At 59.9% G+C, this 22936-nt stretch carries 22 protein-coding genes; 5 read left to right on the top strand and 17 right to left on the bottom strand.

From position 1 onward, the window contains the following. Positions 1 to 62: 62 nt before the first annotated feature. From BLW69_RS20210 to BLW69_RS20200, 3 genes are read left to right on the top strand one after another with little or no spacing between them, the layout of a single operon-like run. A complete protein-coding gene (locus BLW69_RS20210) occupies positions 63 to 857 on the top strand; it encodes a DUF1295 domain-containing protein (RefSeq protein ID WP_092664543.1) in 795 nt (264 codons plus the stop codon). 12 nt (positions 858 to 869) lie between these two features. Next, positions 870 to 1898 carry an SAM-dependent methyltransferase gene (locus BLW69_RS20205; RefSeq protein ID WP_062454391.1) on the top strand — a complete coding sequence of 343 codons (1029 nt, stop codon included), beginning with the start codon at positions 870 to 872 and terminating at the stop codon, positions 1896 to 1898. Between the two features lie 19 nt (positions 1899 to 1917). Continuing rightward, positions 1918 to 2952 carry a trans-3-hydroxy-L-proline dehydratase gene (locus BLW69_RS20200; RefSeq protein WP_092664540.1) on the top strand — a complete coding sequence of 345 codons (1035 nt, stop codon included), beginning with the start codon at positions 1918 to 1920 and terminating at the stop codon, positions 2950 to 2952. A gap of 7 nt (positions 2953 to 2959) precedes the next feature. Here BLW69_RS20200 and BLW69_RS20195 read toward each other — a convergent pair whose 3' ends face one another. From BLW69_RS20195 to cyoA, 6 genes are all read right to left on the bottom strand, one after another. Next, positions 2960 to 4828: an adenine deaminase gene (locus BLW69_RS20195; RefSeq protein ID WP_092664537.1), complete on the bottom strand. Its 1869-nt coding sequence runs from the start codon at positions 4826 to 4828 to the stop codon at positions 2960 to 2962. 33 nt (positions 4829 to 4861) lie between these two features. Further along, complete coding sequence (locus tag BLW69_RS20190) at positions 4862 to 5539, bottom strand: SURF1 family protein (RefSeq protein WP_244508911.1); 678 nt, start codon at positions 5537 to 5539, stop codon at positions 4862 to 4864. An 85-nt stretch (positions 5540 to 5624) separates the two neighbouring features. Further along, positions 5625 to 6026 (bottom strand): cytochrome o ubiquinol oxidase subunit IV, encoded by a 402-nt coding sequence (gene cyoD, locus BLW69_RS20185; protein WP_062454400.1) that lies wholly within the window; start codon positions 6024 to 6026, stop codon positions 5625 to 5627. Next, a complete protein-coding gene (gene cyoC, locus BLW69_RS20180) occupies positions 6023 to 6643 on the bottom strand; it encodes a cytochrome o ubiquinol oxidase subunit III (RefSeq protein ID WP_062454402.1) in 621 nt (206 codons plus the stop codon). Before cyoC ends, cyoD begins: the two co-directional genes overlap by 4 nt. 5 nt (positions 6644 to 6648) lie before the next feature. Next, positions 6649 to 8652 carry a cytochrome o ubiquinol oxidase subunit I gene (gene cyoB / locus BLW69_RS20175; RefSeq protein ID WP_062454404.1) on the bottom strand — a complete coding sequence of 668 codons (2004 nt, stop codon included), beginning with the start codon at positions 8650 to 8652 and terminating at the stop codon, positions 6649 to 6651. 11 nt (positions 8653 to 8663) lie between these two features. Further along, positions 8664 to 9785, bottom strand: a complete 1122-nt coding sequence (gene cyoA, locus BLW69_RS20170) for a ubiquinol oxidase subunit II (RefSeq protein ID WP_244473942.1) — start codon at positions 9783 to 9785, stop codon at positions 8664 to 8666. Between the two features lie 304 nt (positions 9786 to 10089). Between cyoA and BLW69_RS20165 the strand changes: the two genes are divergently transcribed. After that, positions 10090 to 11439, top strand: coding sequence for an MFS transporter (locus tag BLW69_RS20165; protein ID WP_062454408.1), 1350 nt, complete (start codon positions 10090 to 10092; stop codon positions 11437 to 11439). 84 nt (positions 11440 to 11523) lie between these two features. On the opposite strand, the gene modC is transcribed toward BLW69_RS20165, so the two are convergent. From modC to BLW69_RS20145, 5 genes are all read right to left on the bottom strand, one after another. Further along, positions 11524 to 12594 (bottom strand): molybdenum ABC transporter ATP-binding protein, encoded by a 1071-nt coding sequence (modC, locus tag BLW69_RS20160; RefSeq protein ID WP_092664531.1) that lies wholly within the window; start codon positions 12592 to 12594, stop codon positions 11524 to 11526. After that, entirely contained in the window at positions 12591 to 13292 is a 702-nt protein-coding gene (gene modB, locus BLW69_RS20155; protein WP_092664528.1) for a molybdate ABC transporter permease subunit, read from the bottom strand. The genes modC and modB overlap by 4 nt, the downstream gene beginning before the upstream one ends. A gap of 48 nt (positions 13293 to 13340) precedes the next feature. Further along, the gene (gene modA / locus BLW69_RS20150; RefSeq protein WP_244508910.1) at positions 13341 to 14084 is read right to left on the bottom strand and encodes a molybdate ABC transporter substrate-binding protein; all 744 of its coding nucleotides are present in this window, start codon (positions 14082 to 14084) and stop codon (positions 13341 to 13343) included. A 232-nt stretch (positions 14085 to 14316) separates the two neighbouring features. Further along, positions 14317 to 14493: a hypothetical protein gene (locus tag BLW69_RS22875; RefSeq protein WP_175487296.1), complete on the bottom strand. Its 177-nt coding sequence runs from the start codon at positions 14491 to 14493 to the stop codon at positions 14317 to 14319. Between the two features lie 67 nt (positions 14494 to 14560). Next, positions 14561 to 16153: an isocitrate lyase gene (locus tag BLW69_RS20145; RefSeq protein WP_092664522.1), complete on the bottom strand. Its 1593-nt coding sequence runs from the start codon at positions 16151 to 16153 to the stop codon at positions 14561 to 14563. A gap of 117 nt (positions 16154 to 16270) precedes the next feature. Between BLW69_RS20145 and BLW69_RS20140 the strand changes: the two genes are divergently transcribed. After that, positions 16271 to 17671 (top strand): helix-turn-helix domain-containing protein, encoded by a 1401-nt coding sequence (locus tag BLW69_RS20140; RefSeq protein ID WP_092664519.1) that lies wholly within the window; start codon positions 16271 to 16273, stop codon positions 17669 to 17671. A 213-nt stretch (positions 17672 to 17884) separates the two neighbouring features. Here BLW69_RS20140 and BLW69_RS20135 read toward each other — a convergent pair whose 3' ends face one another. The 6 genes from BLW69_RS20135 to pcaD all read right to left on the bottom strand — a co-directional run bounded on the left by BLW69_RS20135 (position 17885) and on the right by pcaD (position 22860). Next, complete coding sequence (locus BLW69_RS20135; protein ID WP_092664517.1) at positions 17885 to 19060, bottom strand: ABC transporter substrate-binding protein; 1176 nt, start codon at positions 19058 to 19060, stop codon at positions 17885 to 17887. Positions 19061 to 19172: 112 nt separating this feature from the next. Beyond that, complete coding sequence (locus BLW69_RS20130) at positions 19173 to 20243, bottom strand: 3-carboxy-cis,cis-muconate cycloisomerase (RefSeq protein WP_092664514.1); 1071 nt, start codon at positions 20241 to 20243, stop codon at positions 19173 to 19175. Between the two features lie 40 nt (positions 20244 to 20283). Then, complete coding sequence (pcaG, locus tag BLW69_RS20125; protein WP_092664511.1) at positions 20284 to 20901, bottom strand: protocatechuate 3,4-dioxygenase subunit alpha; 618 nt, start codon at positions 20899 to 20901, stop codon at positions 20284 to 20286. Positions 20902 to 20903: 2 nt separating this feature from the next. After that, positions 20904 to 21644, bottom strand: coding sequence for a protocatechuate 3,4-dioxygenase subunit beta (gene pcaH, locus BLW69_RS20120; RefSeq protein ID WP_062454428.1), 741 nt, complete (start codon positions 21642 to 21644; stop codon positions 20904 to 20906). Beyond that, on the bottom strand, positions 21641 to 22060 hold the full coding sequence (gene pcaC / locus BLW69_RS20115; protein ID WP_092664508.1) for a 4-carboxymuconolactone decarboxylase: 420 nt from the start codon (positions 22058 to 22060) through the stop codon (positions 21641 to 21643). The genes pcaH and pcaC overlap by 4 nt, the downstream gene beginning before the upstream one ends. A gap of 5 nt (positions 22061 to 22065) precedes the next feature. Further along, positions 22066 to 22860 (bottom strand): 3-oxoadipate enol-lactonase, encoded by a 795-nt coding sequence (pcaD, locus tag BLW69_RS20110; RefSeq protein ID WP_092664505.1) that lies wholly within the window; start codon positions 22858 to 22860, stop codon positions 22066 to 22068. Positions 22861 to 22936: the final 76 nt, after the last annotated feature.

The following is a 22936-nucleotide window of genomic DNA, read 5'->3' as shown; positions in this document are numbered from 1 at the left end:
GGCTATGTCAGCCGTAGAGGGACACAAAGAACGTGTCGGGCTTTCTACGTTCGAGGAGACCAATGGATTACATTCACCTCATTTTTCTGGCGATAGGCCTGTCGCTGGCCATGGCGATCTCCTGGGCCGTACAGCGCGCGACGGGTGCGAGCGGCTGGATAGACACGATCTGGTCGCTGGCGGTCGGCGTCGGCGGCGTGGCTGCGGCCTATCTGGCGGCCGGTCCCGTCGAGCGCCGCGTGACGGCAATCGTCATCGTTGCGGCCTGGTCGCTGAGGCTTGCCTTCCATATTGGCGCCCGCACGCGGCTCGGCGGCGAGGATCCCCGCTACGAAAAGCTTATCAAGGAATGGGGCGATCGCGCTTCCTTCCGCCTGTTCTATTTTCTCCAGATCCAGGCGGTCGCTGCCTTCATTCTTGTGCTTGCAGTCTACTGCGCCGCTTCGAACCCGGCAGAATACCCGCAGGTGGGCGATCTTCTCGCGCTTGCCGTGGCAGCGATTGCCGTTATCGGCGAGATGGTAGCCGACGTTCAGCTCTCGAGATTCCGCAAGACGCCGGAAGCCAAGCGGGAAATCTGCCAGAAGGGGCTGTGGGCCTATTCCCGCCACCCTAACTATTTCTTCGAATGGCTGTTCTGGTGCAGCTGGCCGCTGATGGCGCTTCCGGCGCTGGGCTTTGCCGCGATCGCGCTCCTCGCGCCGGTGATGATGTATTGGCTGCTGGTGCACGTCTCCGGCATTCCGCCGCTTGAGGAACACATGCTGAAATCCCGGGGTGACCAGTTCCGTGCTGTCCAGGCACGCGTCAACGCATTTTTCCCCGGTCCGCGTCGATCCAAACTCTCAACACAATAGGGGAACGCCACGATGAACATGCTGGCCTTTGCCATCAATACGGCTGAACGAGCACCCTTAAGCGATGGCGTGACGCTTGCCGGGATCGACTTTCTTTGCGGTCGCACCAAGCGGAAGCTGGCCTCCACGCCGGCAACCGCCGAGGACGCGTTCGCAAGGTCGATGGCCGACTTTCCGATCGCCACCCATACGGATGATGCCAACCGCCAGCATTACGAACTCCCGCCAGAGTTCTTCAGCCTCGCTCTCGGTCCACAGCGGAAGTACTCCTGCGCATTGTATCTGGCTGACGATACCACGCTTGCGGAAGCGGAATCCTACGCGCTGGCCGAGACCGTGCGACACGCGGAACTGAGTGATGGAATGGACATTCTCGAGCTCGGCTGCGGCTGGGGTTCGCTGTCGCTCTACATGGCCCAGCATTTTCCCAATGCCCGGATCACCTCCGTCTCCAACTCGGCCCCGCAGCGTGAGCACATCCTCAGCGAAATCGAGCGGCTGAAGCTCGACAACCTCACCGTCATCACCGCCGACATGAACGACTTTTCGACGGATGAGACCTACGACCGGGTCGTTTCGGTGGAAATGTTCGAGCACATGTCGAACTGGCGAGGCCTTATGGAGCGCACAAGAGGCTGGCTGAAGCCCGACGGAAAGCTGTTCCTGCACGTGTTTACCCACAAGGATCGGTCCTACCGGTTCGAGCACGACAACCCAGCTGACTGGATTGCCCACCATTTCTTCACCGGCGGCATCATGCCCGCGCACGACCTGCCGCGGCGTTTCGATGATATTTTCACCGTCGAACAAGACTGGCGCTGGTCGGGTCTCAACTATCGCCGCACCGCGATGCACTGGCTTGAAAATTTCGATCGCGAGATCGGGCAGATCCAACCAATTTTGAAGGATGTCTACGGCAAGGATGCCTGCCTCTGGCAGCGCCGCTGGCGTCTGTTCTTCCTTGCCACTGCCGGATTGTTCGGCCATGACAAGGGAGAGGTCTGGGGCGTTGGGCATTACCTGATGACACCCAAGCGGTAACATCTGCCGGGGGGTCGCATTGCGCACATCAAAGGTCATCCACATCGTCAGCTGCCATGCGGAGGGCGAAGTCGGGGACGTAATCGTCGGTGGTGTGCTGCCGCTGCCGGGCGATACACTCTGGGAACAGTCACGCTTCATCGCCCGTGACGAGACGCTGCGCAACTTCGTGCTGAACGAGCCCCGTGGCGGCGTCTTCCGGCATGTGAACCTGCTGGTGCCGCCGAAGGATCCGCGCGCCCAGATGGGCTGGATCATCATGGAGCCCGCCGACACGCCACCGATGTCCGGCTCCAACTCCATCTGTGTTGCGACCGTACTGCTCGACACCGGCATCATTCCCATGACCGAGCCGGTGACACGCGTGACGCTCGAAGCGCCAGGCGGCCTGGTCGAGGTCACAGCGGAATGCCGCGACGGCAAGGCCGAACGGATTACGGTGCGCAACGTGCCATCCTTTGCAGACAAGCTCGCAGTGTCGCTGGAAGTGGCCGGCTTCGGAACACTGACGGTCGACACAGCCTATGGCGGAGACAGTTTCGTCATCGTCGATGCGGGTTCACTGGGGTTCGAGGTGAAACCCGACGAGGCACGCGAAATTGCAGAAGCGGGCGTGAAGATTACCGCGGCTGCCAACGAGCAGATCGGCTTTACCCATCCGGACAATACCGGCTGGGACCACATTTCCTTCTGCCAGATCGCCGCTCCCCTTACCCGGGAAAACGACGTGCTGAGCGGCGCAAACGCCGTCGTCATCCAGCCGGGCAAGATCGACAGGTCTCCCACCGGCACGGGCTGCTCGGCGCGTATGGCGGTTCTCTACGCCCGCGGCGAAATGGCGATCGGCGAGACCTATATCGGACGCTCGATCATCGGTTCGGAATTCCACTGCCGTATCGATTCGACGACGCGTGTCGGTGATCGCGAGGCAATCTATCCGCTGATCTCAGGCCGCGCCTGGATTACCGGAACGCATCAATTGATGCTGGATCCGTCGGACCCTTGGCCGGGCGGTTACCTTCTTTCGGATACCTGGCCGAAGCTCGGAAGGTGAAGCGGCGTCAAAAAACGACCGGATGGGTTTTGCCGGTCTGGACGTTGACGAGCCCCTCCGGCGCGTAATCGCTCGGGGCGACCAGCACCCAGCGCCAGGGTGCACAGGTGAGCGTCGCAAAGGCGAGACGCTCCGGGAAGCCTGCAGACCAGCGCGGATGGAAGCTCGGCTCGAACATCCACTCGACCTTTTCGCCCTCTGCATAGAGCACCTGCATCTCCTCATGCAGAGCGTCCGCCGACCGGCAGCTCATCAGCCCCGCCACCTCGTAGCGAACCCGCGCGACGACCTTTCCATCGCGAACCAATGCCCAGCCACCATCATTGGCAGCGACGGCGTTGACAGCTGCGGCCATCGCTTCGTCCGATGAGCCGACGCACCAGATATTGTGCTTGTCATGTGCCATGGAGCAGGCAAGTGCCGTATCCGGCGTCCGCGGCCCGCAGCCAAGCCAGAACATTTTCGACACCGCTCCCTTGCCCGAGAACCGGTCGATGATCGAGAACTTGGTGATGTTGCGATCGGCATCGCGCTGGACGAGCCCATCTTCGACGGGAAGTTCGAAGGTCAGGAAATCATCCGTCCAGTGAAACGGTCGCAGCACCGCAGCCGTCATTGTCTGGCGGCCGGGGTGAGCGGCAATCGCGAAATCTGCGGCCGTCAGCTCACGGCCGATATTGATTGTCTTCGTCGCCCAGTCCGGCCAGTCGATTTTGGGCACCTCGGGCAGATAGCGATTTCCCTCAGAGACCTGGATGCCATCGGCCCAGACCTTGGCGATCTCGAATTTTCCGACGTCGGACAGAAGCACGATATCGGCATAACGTCCCGGCGCGATCGTGCCGACCCACGGCGTCAGGCGCATGTGACGAGCCGGGTTGATGGTCACACACTGGATGGCGATTTCGGGCGCCAGGCCTGCCTCGATGGCAAGGCGGACATTGTAGTCGGTGGCGCCGAGTGTCAGCGTATCGGAGGCGCTGCGATCGTCCGTCGTGAGCGCGATCTGCGACCAGTCCGCGAGGCCCTTCTCGAGAAGACCGGTGATGACCTCCGGCAGACTGTGCGGACGCAGTTCCATGAACAGGCCACGGGTCAGCTTGTCCCAGAACTCTTCGACCGTCCAAGCTTCGTGATCGGATGCCAGACCGGCCGCGGCGAAAGCGTTGATGGTGGGAATGTCGCGAATGCCCGCCGCGTGACCTTCAACGACTCCGCGCTTCTCGAACGTTGCTCGGATCATGCCCCAGAGGCGGTCGTAGGAAGGGCTGGTTCTGTCCCACACGCCCGGCCAGTCCATCACCTCGTCGAGACCCGCAACCATCAGGCTTTCGGTCATGAACTGCTTCTGCTCGTCGTAGCCGAGATAGCCGCCACCGTGCTCATAACCTGTGGGCGGCACGGCCGAGCCGGGCAGCGGAAAGATCTTGAGCGGCGAACCGGCCGCGCGGGCCTTCAGCCAGAATTCAAGCGTCTTCGCGCCGTTGACGTTCGAAAACTCATGGCTTGCCTCACAGGTCCAGGTATTGCCGCGGGGAAGAACGAGTGCTGCTTCCCATTCCGGTGTCAAATGCGAGCTTTCGATATGCTTGTGCACCTCTCCAAGCCCTGGAATGGCAGCCAGATCGGGTTCATGCACCCGGTGAGAGACGGTGCCCGGATAGGATCCCGCATCGCCGACATAGGCAATGCGGCGGCCCTTGATGATGATTTCCTGATCGGTGCGCCATATCCGGGTGCTGACATCAAGCAGCCGCCCTACCCGGAGCGATGTATCCGCCGGCAGCTTGCCAAGTGCGACGAGCGTCAGTTCCTGGCGAACCGCGATCTCGACATCAGAATCGAGGCCAATATCGCTGATGGCGGGAGTATCCAAGGCGCGTTCTCCTCAAGATGAAGTCGTTGCGGATCAACCGGCTGCGCGCTGCAAGCGTCCGAAGAAGATCGCAGCACCGAGAGACATGATTGCGAGCGCAAACCAGGTCAGTGCGTAACTCAGATGGCTGTTGGGAAATTGGATGACGGTCAGGCCGCCGACCGGATAGCCACCCGGGTTCGACGTTGCGTCCGCATCGATGAAATAGGGCATGACGCCCTGAAGCCCGCGCGACGCGCTGATCGCTGCGACATCGCGCGAATACCAACGCTCGTTGCCCGGATCGTTCTCCCGCAGGAAGCCGCCGCCAGGTTCGGAGAGGCGGACAAGACCTGTGACGGCGGCTTGGCCGACGGTCTGGCTTTCAACCCGGGTTGAGGGATCCCTGCGGTCAGGGGGCACGAAGCCGCGATTGATCAGGATCGTCCTGCCGTCTTCAAGCTTCAGAGGCGTCACGACCCAGTATCCGGGCCCGAGCTTCGTCACGGCCTGAACCAGCGCTTCCTTCGTGTGATCGAAGGACCCGGAGATGGCGACGTGGAGATATTCGATATCGTCAGGTGACTGGCCGGCTGCCGGCGGTGCCACCGGCGTTGCATGCACACGAGCGTCGACCCTTGCGATAAGATCGAGCTTCCAGAACAGGCGTTGCACCTGCCAGGATCCGAGCGCCACGAAAATCAGCGCCGCAAAGACCAGAAACGCCCGCATGATATGGGAGCGAGAACGGGAAAGTGGCGCGGAATGACCCGCGCCACTTTGATTGGTGTCTGTCTCAACCGGTCTCATGACCGCCTCAAGGCATGTTCTTCATCATCTCCGGCGACATGACCATCATGTTTGCATTGAGATGGTGCATGACCCAGAGCGAGCCGGAGAGAGCGATGACCACGATGACGATCGTGAAGATCAGTGCCATCGCCGTCCAGCCGCCTTCGGACTTGGTGTTCATGTGCAGGAAGTAGATCATGTGCACGACGATCTGGATGACGCCGAAGATCATAACCAGAGCGCCGGTGACAGCCTTATTGTCGAAGACGTCGCCCATCACAAGCCAGAACGGTATCGCCGTCAGGATCACCGACAGGATGAAGCCGGTCGTATAGCTTTTCAGCGAACCGTGGCTGGCCTCGTGCCCGTGGCTATGGGCGTGATGCGCTGCGTGCGCATCTTCGTGCGCGGGTGCTTTGTCGGTCATCCGAGGACTCCCATGAGGTAAACGACGGAGAAGACGCCGATCCAGATAACGTCGAGGAAGTGCCAGAACATCGACAGGCACATCAGGCGACGGCGGTTTTCCGGGATCAGGCCATGCTTTGAAACCTGCACCATCAGCGTGACCAGCCAGATGATACCGAAGGTGACGTGCAGACCGTGGGTTCCGACCAGCGTGAAGAACGCCGACAGGAACGCAGAGCGCTGCGGACCGGCACCTTCGTGCAGGAGATGGCTGAATTCGTAGAGTTCGATGCCGAGGAAGGCGAGACCGAACACGCCGGTCACGCCCAGCCAGAACAGCGTCTCCGCCTTGGCGCCACGCTCCATCTGAAGCATCGCGAACCCGTAGGTGATCGACGAGAACAGCAGCATCGCGGTGTTGAGCGCGACGAGCGGCAGGTCGAACAGATCCGCCGGCGATGGGCCGGCCGCATAATTGCGGCCGACGACAGCGTAGGTGGCGAACAGGATCGCGAAGATCAGGCAGTCGCTCATCAGGTAGAGCCAGAACCCAAGATTGGTGCTGTTTTCCGGATGATGATCTTCTTCCAGGTAGAATTGCGGGTTTTCCGCCGTCTCTGTTTTAGAAGCACTCATGGTTATCACACCTGCCTAGCGAGCAGTTCGGTCCGCTTGTTCTCTTCCGCGACAACGTCGTCCGCCGGAATGTAGTAGTCGCGGTTGTAGTTGAACGTATGGACGATCGACACAACGATGATGGCGATGAAGGACAGGGCAGCAAGCCACCACATGTACCAGATCAGGCCGAAGGCGAGTGCCACGCTGATGCCGGAGAGGATCGCGCCGGTGCCGGTGTTCTTCGGCATGTGGATCGGCTTGAAACCCTGAAGAGGACGCGCATAACCGCGGTTCTTCATGTCGTACCAGCTGTCGTGATCGTGGACCACCGGAGTGAAGGCGAAGTTGTAGTCCGGTGGCGGCGACGATGTCGACCATTCCAGAGTACGGCCGTGCCACGGATCGCCGGTTTCGTCCCTCAGTTCATCACGCTTCCAGACGCTGACGCCGATCTGGATGATGAATGAGGCGATACCGATGGCAATCATACCTGCACCGCAGGCTGCGATGATGAACCAGATCTGCAGCGACGGATCTTCGAACTGCGATACGCGGCGGGTGACGCCCATCAGGCCAAGAACGTAGAGCGGCATGAAGGCGAAGTAGAAGCCGACGAACCAGAACCAGAACGATACCTTGCCCCAGAATTGGTTCAGCTTGAAGCCGAACGCCTTCGGGAACCAGTAGTTGACGCCTGCGAGAAGGCCGAACAGCACGCCGCCGATGATGACGTTGTGGAAGTGGGCGATCAGGAACAGGGAGTTGTGGAGCACGAAGTCGGCAGGCGGAACAGCCAGCATGACGCCGGTCATACCACCGATGGCGAAGGTCACCATGAAGCCGACCGTCCAGAGCATCGGAACGTCGTAGCGAATACGACCGCGATACATCGTGAACAGCCAGTTAAACATCTTGGCGCCCGTCGGGATCGAGATGATCATCGTGGTGATGCCGAAGAAGGCGTTGACCGAAGCACCCGAACCCATCGTGAAGAAGTGGTGCAGCCACACGAGGTAGGACAGGATCATGATCACGCAAGTCGCGTAGACCATCGAGGCATAGCCGAACAGGCGCTTGCCGGAGAAGGTCGCAACGATTTCCGAGAAGATCCCGAAGACCGGAAGGATCAGGATGTAGACTTCCGGGTGACCCCAGATCCAGATCAGGTTCACGTACATCATCGGGTTACCGCCGAGGTCGTTCGTGAAGAAGTTGGTGCCGACGTAACGGTCAAGCGACAGCAGCACGAGGGTTGCGGTCAGGATCGGGAACGAGGCAACGATCAGGATGTTGGTGCAGAGTGCCGTCCAGGTGAAGATCGGCATCTTCATGAAGGACATGCCGGGAGCACGCATCTTCACGATTGTCGCGATCAGGTTGATACCCGACAACGTCGTGCCGACGCCCGCCACCTGCAGACCCCAGATGTAATAATCGACCCCGACGCCCGGGCTGTAATCGGCGCCCGACAGTGGTGGATAGGCCAGCCAGCCGGTACGTGCGAACTCGCCGATGAACAGCGAGATCATGATGATGATCGCACCGGCCGTCGTCATCCAGAACGAGAAGTTGTTCAGGAACGGGAACGAGACGTCACGCGCGCCGATCTGCAGCGGCACGATATAGTTCATGAAACCGGTAACGAAGGGCATCGCCACGAAGAAGATCATGATCACGCCATGGGCGGTGAAGATCTGGTCGTAGTGGTGAGAGTTGAGGTAACCCTCGTTGCCGTTGAAGGCGATGGCCTGCTGTACGCGCATCATGATGGCGTCGGCAAAGCCGCGGAACAGCATGATGATGGCCAGCACGATGTACATGATGCCGATTTTTTTGTGATCGACACTGCAAACCCAGTCGCGCCAGAATGGCCCCCAGAGCTTGAAGTAGGTCATGAGACCCACCACGCCGATGCCGCCCAGACACACGGCCGCAAACGTCACGATCAGGATCGGTTCGTGAAACGGCAGTGATTCGAAGGACAACCTTCCGAAGATAAACTTCAGGATGTCAGGATTGGAAAACATGGGACAACCCGTTAATTGTTGATCTGCGCAGGCGCCGGATCGGCGTCGCCATTGTTCGTGTCCGGCATCGAGTGGTTGCCGTGACCTTGCTCATTGTGCGGCTGTTCATCGCTCTTGGCAGGGGTGCCAGTCGCGGGGAAAGTCGCGGCGTTTGTACCTTCCGCATCTCCGATACGACGATTGTCATACTGAAGTTTCGCGCGGTTCTCGTGGCTCTCGGTGCCGGCACCACCCATCATGTCGATATGCATCATCTCGTTCATGCACATCTTGCCCGGTTCGGCACACATGTTGAGGATCGCGCTGTAGAGATCCTTGTCGGCCGCCGCAAAATAGCGGATCGGCTCGCGCTCGGACGGCTTCTCAAGCTTTAGATAGGCATCGCGGTTGAGTGCGGTACCCTGCTGCTTGACCTTTGCGATCCAGCCGTCGAAGCCTTCGGCCGTGTAGCCGTGGAACTTGAAGCGCATGTGCGAGAACCCGGCACCGCTGTAGTTTGCCGAAAGTCCCTCGAACTCGCCTTCCTTGTTGATGACGGCGTGCAGTTTGGTCTGCATCCCCGGCATCGCGTAGATCTGGCCGGCGAGCGCCGGAATGTAGAACGAGTTCATCACCGAGCTCGAGGTGATCTCGAACGTGATCGGGCGATCGACCGGTGCGGCCATCTCGTTGACCGTGGCGATGCCGTATTCTGGATAGAAGAACAGCCACTTCCAGTCGAGCGCCACGACCTGAACCGTCAGAGGCCGCGTTTCGGCGGGAACCGGACGTTCCGCATCGAGGCGGTCGAGAGGACGATACGGGTCGAGACGGTGGGTGCTGATCCAGGTGATCGCACCGAGCGCCACAATGATCGCCAGCGGCGCGGCCCAGATAACCACTTCGAGCCGTGTCGAGTGATGCCATTCCGGATCGTATTTTGCTGTGGTGTTCGCATGACGATAGTGCCAGGCGAAGTAGAGCGTGAGAAACACGACCGGCACGATGATCAGCAGCATCAGAACGGTCGAGACGATAATCAGATCTGCCTGCTGCCTGGCGATATCGCCTGATGGCGACATCACGACGAGATTGCAGCCCGAAAGGGTGGCCAAAAGCGGCAGCAAAGCGATTTGGATGAGACGTTTCAACATTGGGAACATTGGTCTGCTCGAAACTTTCGATGTGTCCAGTCGGCCTAACGGAGCAAGCAACTGATCTCCATGAGGTGTTTCGTCGCAGTGCAATAACTTTTTCGCGCTGCAATGCAAGCGGGGTGTGTGGATTGATGATGGTCGTTGCAAAAACATCAACTCCGCCTCAATGTCCATCTGTTGCCATGGGTGCCTCAGAAAACACCAAAATCCGCCCAAAATATGCTTTTTGCGCGACGTCTTGATTGACAGCTGGTACGCCCGACATTCTCATGTGGAAACAGACGTGCAGGAGAACACATTCATGAGCCAACTTGCCAATCCTACATCCACAGAGATGGAACGGGATGCCCGGCAGATCCACGACGACAAGCCGGTCGAACCGAGCAATATTGCTATCGGGGTCGTCATCGGCAGAATGTCGGAATTTTTCGACTTCTTCGTGTACGGCCTCGCCTCGGTCCTGGTTTTCCCTCGCGTGGTCTTTCCGTTTGCCGGAGACCCGGTCACCGCCACGCTTTACTCGTTTGCGATCTTCTCGCTCGCGTTCATCGCGCGTCCTGTTGGCTCGGTGGTCTTCATGTGGGTCGACCGTACCTATGGACGCGGCACGAAGCTGACGATTGCCCTTCTCGTGCTCGGTGGCTCGACGGCCTCGATCGCCTTCCTGCCCGGCTATGAGACGATCGGATACTGGTCGCCGGCTCTGCTGGCGCTGTTCCGTCTCGGCCAGGGTTTTGCGCTGGGTGGAGCCTGGGACGGTCTTGCATCGCTGCTGGCACTGAATGCACCCCCGAACCGCCGCGGCCTTTACGCGATGATCCCGCAGCTCGGTGCGCCATTCGGGTTTGCGCTCGCGAGCGTCCTGTTCGGCTATTTCGTCTTCAATCTCTCCGACGCCGACTTCCTGAGCTGGGGCTGGCGCTATCCGTTCTTCGTCGCGTTTGCCATCAACGTTGTGGCCCTGTTTGCTCGTCTGCGTATTGTTGCATCGAAAGAGTTCGGCGATGCGCTCGAAGCGCACGAATTGCAGGCAAAGCCGGTTCTGGAAGTGCTGCGCGTTCACGGGGGCGACGTCGTTCTCGGCGCCTTTGCCCCGCTTGCAAGCTTCGCGATGTTCCACCTTGTAACGATCTTCCCGCTGAGCTGGGTGACACTTTTCGGTGGCCAGAGCGCCGGGAAATTCCTGTTCGTCCAGGTCATCGGTGCTTTGCTCGGACTCGTGACGGTCGTGATCTCCGGTCTTCTTGCAGACAGGATCGGTCGTCGCCGCCAGTTGATCATTGGTGCGGTGATCATCGCCATCTTCAGCTTTACGGCGCCGTTCCTGCTGAATGCGGGCGGTACCGGCCAGGATGCATTCATCATCATCGGCTTTGCCATCCTCGGCCTTTCCTTTGGTCAGGCCTCCGGTTCGGTTTCGTCGCGCTTCAGCCAGCCTTACCGTTACACCGGTTCGGCCCTGACCTCCGACCTCGCATGGTTGGTCGGCGCAGGTTTTGCGCCACTGACCGCGCTCGGTCTCGCGAGCCAGTTCGGCATCATCTTCATCGGCGGATACCTGATTTCGGGTGCCATCTGCACGATCGTCGCCCTGATGCTCAGCCGTGCACCCGACAGGTCGGCCGACAGCCCGCAGGGTGTCGCGACCTGATCGAACGGGTTAAAGCCGATAGACAGACGAAAAGGGTCAGCCAGCGCTGGCCCTTTTTATTTCGGGCACAGCGTACCCGGCCAATTACCGTGCCAGGGCGACGGTCTTGATCACCGCATAGACGGGCAGTCCGGTTTGAAGTGCAAGGCGCTGCACCGACAGGCCGGTGATCCGGGCAAGAACCACGTCTTCGCCACACCGGATCTTGACGCGCACCATGCCCTCCCCTTCGGCATCCATCTGGGCGATCTGCCCTTCCAGAATGTTGAGGGCGCTCAGCCCTTCGGGCTTCCTGGTGGCGAGCATCACATCTCGCTCCGGCACATGGAGCCTGACGCTCTGTCCAACCTGCGCCCGCGCGTTCGAAACGACGAGAACTTCGGACGAAAGCCGCACAGTCGCCAAGCCATGCGCCGAATCGATCGCTTCGACGGTTCCGGAAAGCACCACGCCGGCTTCGCGGCGCTCTGTGGCCAGCACTTGGCTGCCGGACAGCACGTCCGACGGTGTGCCTGATATCTCCACCCGACCGTCGCTCATCATCACGACGCGGTCCGAGAGCCTCGCCACTTCCGCGACCGAATGGCTGACATAGACGATGGGCATCGCGGTCTCATCGCGCATCCGCTCCAGATAGGGCAGGATTTCGGCCTTTCGCTCGTCGTCCAGCGCTGCGAGTGGTTCGTCCATCAGGAGCAGTCTGGGTGACGACAAAAGCGCTCGGCCGATCGCCACGCGCTGCTTTTCGCCACCGGAAAGATTGCCCGGCCGACGCTCGAGGAGCGGACCGATGCCGAGCAGTTCGACGACATGCGAGATATTTCCGACCTGCCCTGACTTGGGCGCGAACCATTTTCCGTAAAGAAGGTTCTGACGGACGCTTAGATGCGGGAAGAGCCGTGCTTCCTGGAAGACATATCCGAAGCGACGCCTGTGCATTGGCACGAAGATGCCACGTTCGGTATCCAGCAAGACATCGCCGTCGATCTCGATCCGTCCGCGCTGCGGTTTGGAGAGGCCGGCAATGGCGCGCACCAGCGATGTCTTTCCGGATCCCGAGCGGCCGAACAGCGCCGTCACGCCGCCTGTCGACGTGAAGGATGCGTCGAGCACGAAGCTCTTGAACGACTGCCGCACGTCCACGATCATCGTCATTCGACCGCCACCTTTCGTCCGACCAGATAGGCCATGAATTCGGACGCGAGCAGCGCCGCAAACGAGATCGCGATCGCTACGATGGTAAGACGCATGGCGCCGACATCACCGCCGGGAACCTGCGTGAACGTGTAGATCGCTGCCGACAGCGTCTGCGTTTCGCTGGGGATATTGGATACGAATGTGATCGTCGCACCGAATTCACCCATGGCCTTTGCGAAGGCGAGGATCATACCGGCGATAATGCCGGGAAGAATGAGCGGCAGGGTAACGGTCAGGAAGACCCAGAGGGGACTGGCGCCAAGCGTTCCGGCCGCCTCCTCCAGCTTCCGATCGACAGTTTCGATCGACAGCCGGATCGAGCGGACCATCAGGGGAAATCCCATCACCCCGCAGGCAAGGGCGGCACCCGTCCAGCGAAAGGAGAGGACGATGCCGAGATAGTCCGCGAGGAACGAGCCCACCACGCCGCGTCTTCCGAAGACGATGAGAAGCAGAAACCCGGTCACAACAGGCGGCAGGATCAGCGGCAGAAGCACGATGCCGTTGAGGATCGATTTGCCCCAGAATTTTCCGCGCGCCAAGACATAGGCGACGAGAATGCCAAGGGGCAGGCTGACAAGGACGGCCACGCTCGAGACCCGAAGGCTCAGGCGCACCGCCGTCCATTCCTCCTCGCTGAGTACCAACCAGTCCAACGCTGCTTCCCTTCAGACATCAGCCCAAGGGGGCCAAGTCAAACTGGCTTACTTCAGAACCGTAAAGCCTTCCTTTTCGAAGAAAGGCGCGGCTTTGGCGGACTTCAGGTAATCAAGATATCCCGCGGCATCCGGCGATTTTGAATCCGAGAGAATCGCAATCGGGTAGATAATCGGCGCATGGCTGTCCGCGGGGAAGGTTCCGACCACCGCGACACCCGGATCGGCAGCGGCATCGGTTGCATAGACGATGCCGTAAGGCGCTTCGCCGCGCGACACCAGCGCGAGCGCTGCCCTCACACTTTCGGCACCGGCGACGCTTTTTTCGACCGAAGACCAAATGCCGAGCTTTTCCAGCGCCGACTTTGCGTATTTGCCCGCAGGCACCGAATTCGGCTCACCCATGGCAAGCTTGCCGCCGTTCAAAAGCCGGGCAAGGTCGAGACCCCTGATGATATCGACCGGTGCGGCATTCTCTTTGGGCGCGACCAGCACGATTTGATTTCCGAGCCAGTTGGACTTTGTGTCTTCCTTCACCAGAGCCTTGCCGGACAGATAGTTCATCCAGTCGAGATCCGCGGAGACGAACACGTCTGCCGGCGCACCGCTTTCGATCTGCTTGGCGAGCGCCGAGCTTGCCGCATAGGAAGCGGTCACCGGCTTGCCATAGGCCTTGTTGGCAGCGTCGAGCGCATTCTTCATGCTGGCTGCAGCAAACACCGTCACCTTCTCATCCGCCGCGGCCGGAGCAGCCAGCAAGGCGAGAGACAGGGAGGCTGCGAGGACGGTCATCAACCCTTGAAAAACATAGGAACGTCGAGTCTTACCATTCATCCAATCGCGCTCCCAGGCATAAGCAAGATATCCATCTCGATATATCGCACGCGGAATTTTTGCCAAGGGATATATTCGGCGAAATATCTCGCTGGGTAAGCCGATCCAGAACGCTCCACAGCAATCGGCCCCAAGCACCAGCCTCGAGCGCAGCACCGATGGTCTCTATCACCGGTGCTGCTTTGCGGGTTCAAACAACGCGACCGAGCCGGTGGTACAGGTTCGAGTATTTTACCGCCTCCGGCTGCTCCTTGATTTGCTGCAAATAGTGACTGATCGCGACCCGGATCAGTTCGAAGTCCTGGTTTGAGAAGACGGCTCTCGATCGTTCGGGTTGTGACGTCTTGGTCTCAGTATTTGTCGACATTTCAGCTCCTCCGTTGAAGGTGTACCTCGAGGGAGCATCACTCCTTCGAGGCGTATGATCCTGCAGCTCAAGCTGCAAACTGGTTCATCGTATTGTGCTCTCCAGCCGCCTTCAGCGCCGCATCGCCACCAAAATATTCCTTGTGATCGTCGCCCAGATCCGAACCGGCCATATTCTGGTGCTTCACCGCTGCGATCCCCTGGCGAATTTCCTGCCGCTGAACGCCGGCGACGTAGCCAAGCATTCCCTGATCGCCGAAGTAATCCTTCGCAAGATTGTCGGTCGAAAGCGCCGCCGTGTGGTAGGTCGGCAGGGTGATCAGATGATGGAAGATGCCTGCTCGCTTTGCTGCGTCACGCTGAAATGTCCTGATGCGCTCATCAGCTTCTTTGCCGAGTTCCGTACCGTCGTAAACGACGCTCATGAGCTTCGCACGGTCATACGCCGAAACGTCCCTGCCCTGCTCGACCCACACGTCAAAGACCTGTTGCCGGAAGTTCAGCGTCCAGTTGAAGGAAGGCGAGTTGTTATAGACGAGCTTCGCGTTCGGAACGACATCGCGAATGCGGTCGACCATCCCGGCGATCTGCTCGATGTGCGGTTTCTCGGTCTCGATCCAGAGAAGGTCCGCGCCGTTCTGAAGCGCATTGATGCAATCGAGCACGCAACGATCCGCACCCGTGCCGGGTCGGAACTGGTAGAGGTTCGAGCGGAGGCGCTTCGGACGAAGAACCTTGTCGCCACGGGTCAGCAGGACGTCACCGTTCGATCGCTGGCCCGCGCCGACCTCCTCGCAATCCAGAAACGAATTGTACTGGTCGCCGATATCGCCTTCGGAGACCGAAAAGGCGATCTGTTTGGTCAACCCCGCACCCAGTGAATCCGTGCGAGCCACAATGACGCCGTCGTCCACTCCCATCTCGAGAAAAGCGTAGCGCAACGCACGGATCTTCGCGACAAAGTCTTCATGAGGGACGGTAACTTTACCATCCTGATGGCCACACTGCTTCTCGTCGGAGACCTGGTTTTCGATCTGAAGAGCGCAGGCCCCTGCCTCGATCATTTTCTTGGCGAGCAGGTAGGTCGCTTCGGCATTGCCGAACCCGGCATCAATATCGGCTATGACCGGGACGACGTGCGTTTGGAAATCATCGATCGCGGAGGTGAGCTGCCGTTCCTTGACAGCATCGCCTGCCTCCCGGGCTTTGTCGATTTGCCGGAATAGGTCACCAAGTTCACGAGCATCGGCTTGCCGCAGGAACGTGTACAACTCGTTGATCAATGCCGGTACGGTCGTCTTCTCGTGCATCGACTGGTCTGGCAGCGGCCCGAACTCCGAGCGTAACGCGGCGACCATCCAGCCGGAGAGGTAAAGGTAGCGCCGCTCCGTGCTTTGGAAATGCTTTTTGATCGATATGATCTTCTGCTGACCGATGAACCCATGCCAGCACCCGAGCGACTGCGTGTACTTGGACGGGTCGTTATCATACGCGTCCATGTCTCGCCGCATGACCTTGGCGGTGTATTTGGCGATGTCGAGGCCGGTCTTGAACCGGTTCTGAAGCCTCATCCTCGCAACGGCCTCGGGTGTCATTCCAGTCCAGCATTCATTCGCACCTATCAGGTGCTCGACTTCTTCAAGTAGCTTTTGATACGACATGAGACCCTCCAATGTTTCTGTCCATGGGAGGATAACAGCCGGTAAGGCCATGGCGAGCCACGCTGAAGTCAAGCTGTCAAACTTTACAGAAGTTCTTCGTAATGCTGTAATGCTTGTATGGATAATCGTGTTTACCTTGGGCCGCGCCTGCGAAGACTTCGCCGGGACTTGGGCCTGAAGCAGGTAGAGATGGCGAGCGACCTCGACATCTCGCCATCCTATGTCGCGCTGATGGAACGCAATCAGCGCCCGGTGACAGCTGAAATACTGCTGCGACTGGCCAAGGCATATAAGATCGATTTTAGCGAATTTACCGCTGACGCAGGCCAGGATCTTGTCGCGCAGTTACGGCTTGCAGCACGAGACGCGATCTTCACTGACATCGATTTGAATGCGGTCGATATCGCGGATATCGCACACAGCTTTCCCGGGTTTGCTGAAGCGCTGCTGCGACTTTACACGGCATACAAAGAGGAGCAGTTCGCTTTAGCCGACCGGCGCCAAGACACGACAAACGATGGACGCCCGTTTGAAGGGGATTCCATCGCCGCCGTCAGAAGCTTTCTAGCCGCCCGAAAGAACTACTTCCCGGTTTTGGACACGCTGTCGGAAAAGCTGGCGGGCCGGGTAAGCCAGGGCGGCGGTTTGCCAGCCTTCCTCCAGAACGAGCACGGGTTTAAAGTCCGAAGGCTTCCCGCAGAGGTGATGTCAGGATCCCTCCGGCGACTTGACTGGCATCGCAAGGAACTGCTGCTCAACGAAGCTCTGGATCATTCAAGCCAGAATTTCCAGATGGCGCAGCAGCTCGCCTACCTCGAGTTTGAGAACGAGATTGCAAGCACCGTTGCCGAAGGGAATTTCGAATCGCAGAATTCGGAGCGGCTTGCTCATCGAGCTATCGCTGCCTATTGCGCGGGGGCAATCCTGATGCCGTATGCTGCCTTTGCCAAAGCTGTGGAGGCTCGCCGATACGATCTAGACTCATTAGCCCGTTTCTTCGGGACGAGCTTCGAGCAGACTGCACACCGGCTCACGACGCTCCAAAAGCCCGGACACGAGAGAGTTCCCTTCTTCTTCATTAAGGTCGACGTTGCCGGAAACGTCTCCAAGAGACTGAACAGCGGCGCCTTTCCCTTTGCACGACACGGCGGCGGCTGTCCGTTGTGGACGGTCCATCAGGTGTTTACCTCTCCAAGGCGGGTCGTGACACAATGGATGGAGCTGCCTGATGGCCAAAGGTTCTTCTCGATAGCTCGAACCGTGCACTCGGGCGGTGGCAGCCACGGCCTTCCGAGCGTCGACCGCGCGATCGCGATCGTCTGTGAGGCTCGATATGCAGACCGGCTTGTCTACGCCTCAGAGCACCCTCAGACACATAAGCCGACGCCTATCGGCATTGCGTGCCAGCTCTGTCAGCGCACAGAATGCACTTCGCGTGCCGAACCGCCGATTGGACGGCAGGTACTTCCGGACAACTATCGGAGGACGGAGGCTCCGTTTGGGTTCTCCGACGCGTAGCCCGACTGAGGACGCCTACGATCCGCTCGACATGAGTAAGAAGGGTAATGGCGCTTTGCAAACTAACGGATGCTGTGAACGTGTCGGCGAGCCGGGCATCCTAACTCGAAGGCTTTCCAACCCTGCTGAACACGGGCTCAGCAGGGCCTTTTTGACAATTGGGTTGGTCCTACAAACCCATTGACAGGCCGGAGCAGCTCTCAGCCGGAACGCCTACTTCTTGGCGAAGGCCAGACCCGGATCGCCCTGTTTCTCGAAGGTCTGGACTTCCTTGTTGAAGTATTTGCCGTCTGCGCCTTTCTCGACGCTGCGCAGATAGATGTTCTGGGTGATGTGCCGGCTGGCCGGATCGATCGTGACGGGTCCACGCGGACTGGTCCATGACAGGCCTTTGACGGCCTCGACGGCCTTGGCCGCATCCTGCTTGCCGCCGGTTGCCTCGATCATTTTTGCGATGACATGCATGCCATCGAATGCGCCGACGGCCGGGAAGGAAAGTTCGGCGGGGTTGCCGATCGCCTTCTGCGCCGCTTCGACGAAAGCCTTGTTTTCCGCAGAGTCATGCGACACCGCATAGTGGAAACTGGTGGTAAGGCCGAGGCCGGCTTCACCGAGGGCGGGAAGATCGGATTCCTGCGTCAGATCGCCCGTCGCGAAGAACTTGATGCCTGCTGCCTTGAGGCCGGTGTCGTTATAGGCCTTCACGAAGGCAAGCGTCGGCGGGCCGGATGGCAGGAAGGTGAACAGCGCCTGCGCGCCGGAATCCTTGATCCGCTGCATCAGGGGTGCGAAATCCGTTGTCGAAAGCGGCATCCGGATGGATTCGACAACCTGCCCGCCCTCTTTCTCGAACGCTGTTTTGAAAGCCGTCTCGGCATCGGCGCCTGGGCCGTAATCGCTGACCAGCGTGATCGTCTTGGTAACGCCGCCGTCCTTGGCGACCTTGGCGAGCGGCGTGGCCGTCTGCCAGGTGGTAAACGAGGTGCGCACCACATAAGGGCTCGCGTTCACGATTGCGGACGTGGCGGCGTTCATGACAACCATCGGCACATTGCCCTGCTGCAGCATGGGGGCCGCCGCCATCGCGTCTGGCGTGAAATAATATCCGGCGAGATACTGGACCTTCTCGCGAACGATCAGCTCCTGCGACATCGCTTTGGACTTGGCGGGATCGGCGGTCGGCACGTCGCGATAGACCACCTCGATCTCGTTATCGCCAACCTTCTTGCCGTTCAGGGCAAAGAAGGCATCGATACCGGCTTTGAAGTTTTTTCCCTGCAGCGCGAAAGGGCCCGAGAAGGGACCGACGACGCCGACCTTGATGGTCTCGGCATAGCTGGCTCCCGACATCAAGGTCAGTGCGAAAACAGTTGAAATCAGCGTCTTCATTAGGCTCTCCCGTGCCATGTGTCGCATCGCCTCCCGATGTAACGTTGCGAGAAGATTGCATGCGGTGCTGCAATGTAAAACCGAAATCGGCGTGTCAGCCGATTGCTATCCGTCAAATATCGCGCGGGGCATCGCGGCCGAGCGCGGTGATGTTGAAAGCGAGCTCGCCGGCCAGCCGCAGGCCCGCACCCGCCGCCATCACGATATGCGGCAGGACCAGCCATTCCAGCGTCCAGGCAGCGCCCGAGCGCTCCTGCTCGTGGACCATGGCCAGTTGCATGCCGGAAAGCTGGACCGCGGTGTAACGCGAAAGAGCGACAAGCGCTTCGGCCGCCACCGGGTTCTGCTTGTGCGCCATGGCCGATGAGGCACCACCGCCCGACAAGGTTATCTCGCCACCCATTTGCGCGAGAAGAGCGATATCCTGTCCAAATTTGCCGAGGCTTCCGGAGATCGTGGCAAGGATGCCGGCGAACTCGGCAAGCCTGCTCCGCTGGCTCTGCCATTGCGGAGCATCGGCAAGACCAAGCTCGGCGGCCATCATGGCGCGCACTTGAGCCGCGTGATCACCTAGTTTTTCCAGCGTGCCGACGGCACCGCCAAACTGCAGCGCAAAGCCATCTTCGGCAAAGGCGGCAAGCAGATGTTTCTGCCGGATAAGCGGATGGCGCCAGGCATCCACGCGGTCCGATACCTTGATCGGCAAAGCCGCCTGCATGCGCGTATGCCCCATCATCGCGCGGGAACCGTTCGCCCGGTCCAGTTCACTGAACCGCTCGGCCAGATCCTGCAGTCGCCCCGACAGAAGCGCGGCGACCGATTTCAGGCGCAGCATAAGTGCGGTATCGATCACGTCCTGGCTGGTCGCGCCGAAATGGATATGCGGGGCCGCCTCAACCCCGATCGCACCGCGCAGCTGTCGGACCAACTCCGGCACGACGACACCGTCGCGGCCTGTCGCCTGCTTCAACTTGGCTATATCGGGCGAAAACGACGCGCATGCCGCAGCGATCGCCTGTGCGGATGCATCCGGTATCAGACCGCTTTTTGCCTGCGCGGTGGCGAGAGCCGCTTCGAACGCCAGCATCGCCGTGATCTCGGCCTCTGGAGACAGAAGCCGAGACACTTCCTCATCGCCGAGCAGACCAGACAGGAAGGGATGTTCGAATGCGGAAACGGTCATGCCGGAATTGTCACCTTGCTGGTCTCTCTCAGAGTGTCCGTCAGATATCGAAGAATATCGTTTCCTTGTCACCCTGGAGATGGATATCGAAGCGAACCGTATCACCGTCCCGCTGCCCGATCAGGGTCGGCACCCGCACGCGATGCTCGATGCGGGCAAGGACCGGATCCTCCGCATTGGCGGTTTCCTCGTCGGAGAAATACATTCGCGTCTGCAGACCGAGATTGATGCCGCGCGCCACGATCCAGAACGTGACATGCGGCGCCATCAGCCGCCCGTCCCGGAACGGCACGCGCCCGGGCTTGATCGTTTCGAACGCGAACTCGCCGGTTGCCATATCGCCGGGACAACGGCCCCACCCCAGGAAACTGGGATCGGCCGCACCGCGCGTTTCCGACGGGCTGTTGTAGATCCCGTCGGCATCGGCCTGCCAGATCTCGATCAGGGCGTCCTTCAGAGGCGCACCGGCACCGTCATAGACGAACCCCCTGATGGTGATTCGTTCGCCCTTGGTCTTGTCGCTGGCCATTGGCCCGGACCCGAGATCCTGGTCGTAGATGCCTTCAAGCCCTGCGAAATTCGGCGTGCAACCGATATGCACGTAGGGTCCGGCCGTCTGGGATGGCGTTTCCTTGAGGTAGTTCAGCGGCTGCGCCATGATCAATTGCCTTCCAGACGATTTTCGAAAAGGGTCGAGCGGCGCCCGCGCAGGATGATATCAAACTTGTAGGCCCGCAGATCGTGCGGGATCGAGGCATTCATGTCGAGCGGTGCGATCAGGCTTTCGATCGCGTGCCGGTCCGGGATCGTCTTGACGATCGGGCAGAGCCAGATCATCGGATCACCCTCGAAATACATCTGGGTGATCAAGCGCTGGGCAAAACCGTGCCCGAATACCGAGAAATGGATATGCGCCGGACGCCAGTCGTTGACGCCGTTCGGCCAGGGGTAAGGACCGGGCTTTATCGTCCGGAAACAGTAATAGCCCTCTGCATCCGCGATCGCCCGGCCGAAACCGCCGAAATTGGGATCGAGCGGTGCAAGATAGCTTTCCTTCTTGTGGCGATAGCGTCCGCCGGCATTGGCCTGCCAGAATTCGACGAGAGCCCCCGCAACGCCCCTGCCCCGTTCATCGAGCACACGGCCATAGACCATGATGCGCTCGCCGATCGCGGATTCACCGGGCTTGGCGTAGTTGACGATCAGGTCGTTATCGAATTCGCCGAGAATGTTGTGACCGAACACCGGCCCGGTGATTTCGCTGCGCGTGCCTTCGAGCGAGATCAACGCCCGCTGCGGCGACCGCAAGACCGAGGTCTTGTAGCCGGGCGTGTATGCCGGAGGGTGCCTCTCCCGGTCGCGTGCAAAAAAGGGTGTTGTTTCTGGTGGTGCGTTGCTCATCTCTGCTCCTCCGCAGCAGGCTTTGCCGCATCGATTTCGGCATAGGTGGCCTTGGCGATCTTGAAAGCGTGGTTGGCGGCGGGCACGCCGGCGTAGATCGCCACATGCATCAGCGCCTCGCAGATATCCTCGCGCGTCGCTCCCGTATTGGCCGTGGCGCGGATATGCATCGCCACCTCTTCATCATGGCCGAGTGCGGCCAGAAGCGCGATCGTCACCATCGACCGTTCCCGCTTCGACCATTGGTCCCGCGACCAGACCGAGCCCCAGGCGCCTTCGGTGATCAACTGCTGGAAGGGCTGGTCGAACGGCGTCTCGTTGGCAAGAGCGCGGTCCACATGCGCCTCGCCGAGAACCGAGCGGCGCGTCGCCAGTCCCTGCTTGTAGCGTTCCGACGGGATGGAAGCTTCTGCCATGTCGTTCAGGACTCCAGTTCTTCGAGAAAGCCGCGGATCAGGGCCGCATAGGCGCCAGGCGCTTCGATACAGGGAATATGCGCCGTGCCTTCGATGACTTCATAGCGTGCACCGGGAATGAGATCCGCCAGGGAACGCACCAGTTCCGGTGGGGTCGATCCATCCTGATCACCCGCGATGCACAGCGTCGGCACCGAGATCCGGGCTGCCTGCTCCGTGAAATCCGCCTTGCTGATCGCAGCACATGTGCCGCTGTAGCCGAGTGCGGGTTGGCGCACCAGCATGTTGCAATAGGCCTTGTAGGCGGCATTTCCGGGCTCGCGGAACGACGCTGTAAACCACCGCTGCATGACAGGTTCGAGAATGCTGGCGATGCCGTTTTGCTCGACGGCGCCGATACGGTCAGCCCACATCTGCGGCGTCCCGATCTTGTGCGCGGTGTTGGAAAGGATCAGCGCGCGAACGAGATCCGGCCGCGACGCGTAGAGGCTCTGGGCAATCAATCCACCCACGGAAAGGCCGCAGACGATGACATTGGACAGACCAAGGTGATCAAGCAGCGAGGCAAGCTCACCGGAGAGATCCTCTATGGAATAGGGAGGGTTGCCCAGATCCGACAACCCGTGACCACGCTTGTCGTAGGTCAACACGGTGTAGTCGCCTGCCAGCTTGGGGACAACGTGATGCCAGATACGGCTATCCGTACCGAGCGAATTCACGAGCACCACGACCGGCCGGTTATCTCCCGCCCAGTCGGTATCATAGTGAACCACGACGCCGTCAAGATCGACAAACTGCATGAACCAAATCCTCCCGGGCATAGTGTTCGCACTGGCATGCGGTTAAGTAAAATGATAATTTCCGGCCATTACTTAA

The sequence above is a fragment of the Rhizobium sp. NFR12 genome, from assembly GCF_900108545.1.
In the GTDB taxonomy this organism is placed as follows: Bacteria; Pseudomonadota; Alphaproteobacteria; order Rhizobiales; family Rhizobiaceae; genus Neorhizobium; species Neorhizobium soli.
The sequence above is the reverse complement of the archived record's forward strand: the minus strand, read 5'-3'. Positions and strand labels throughout refer to the sequence as shown.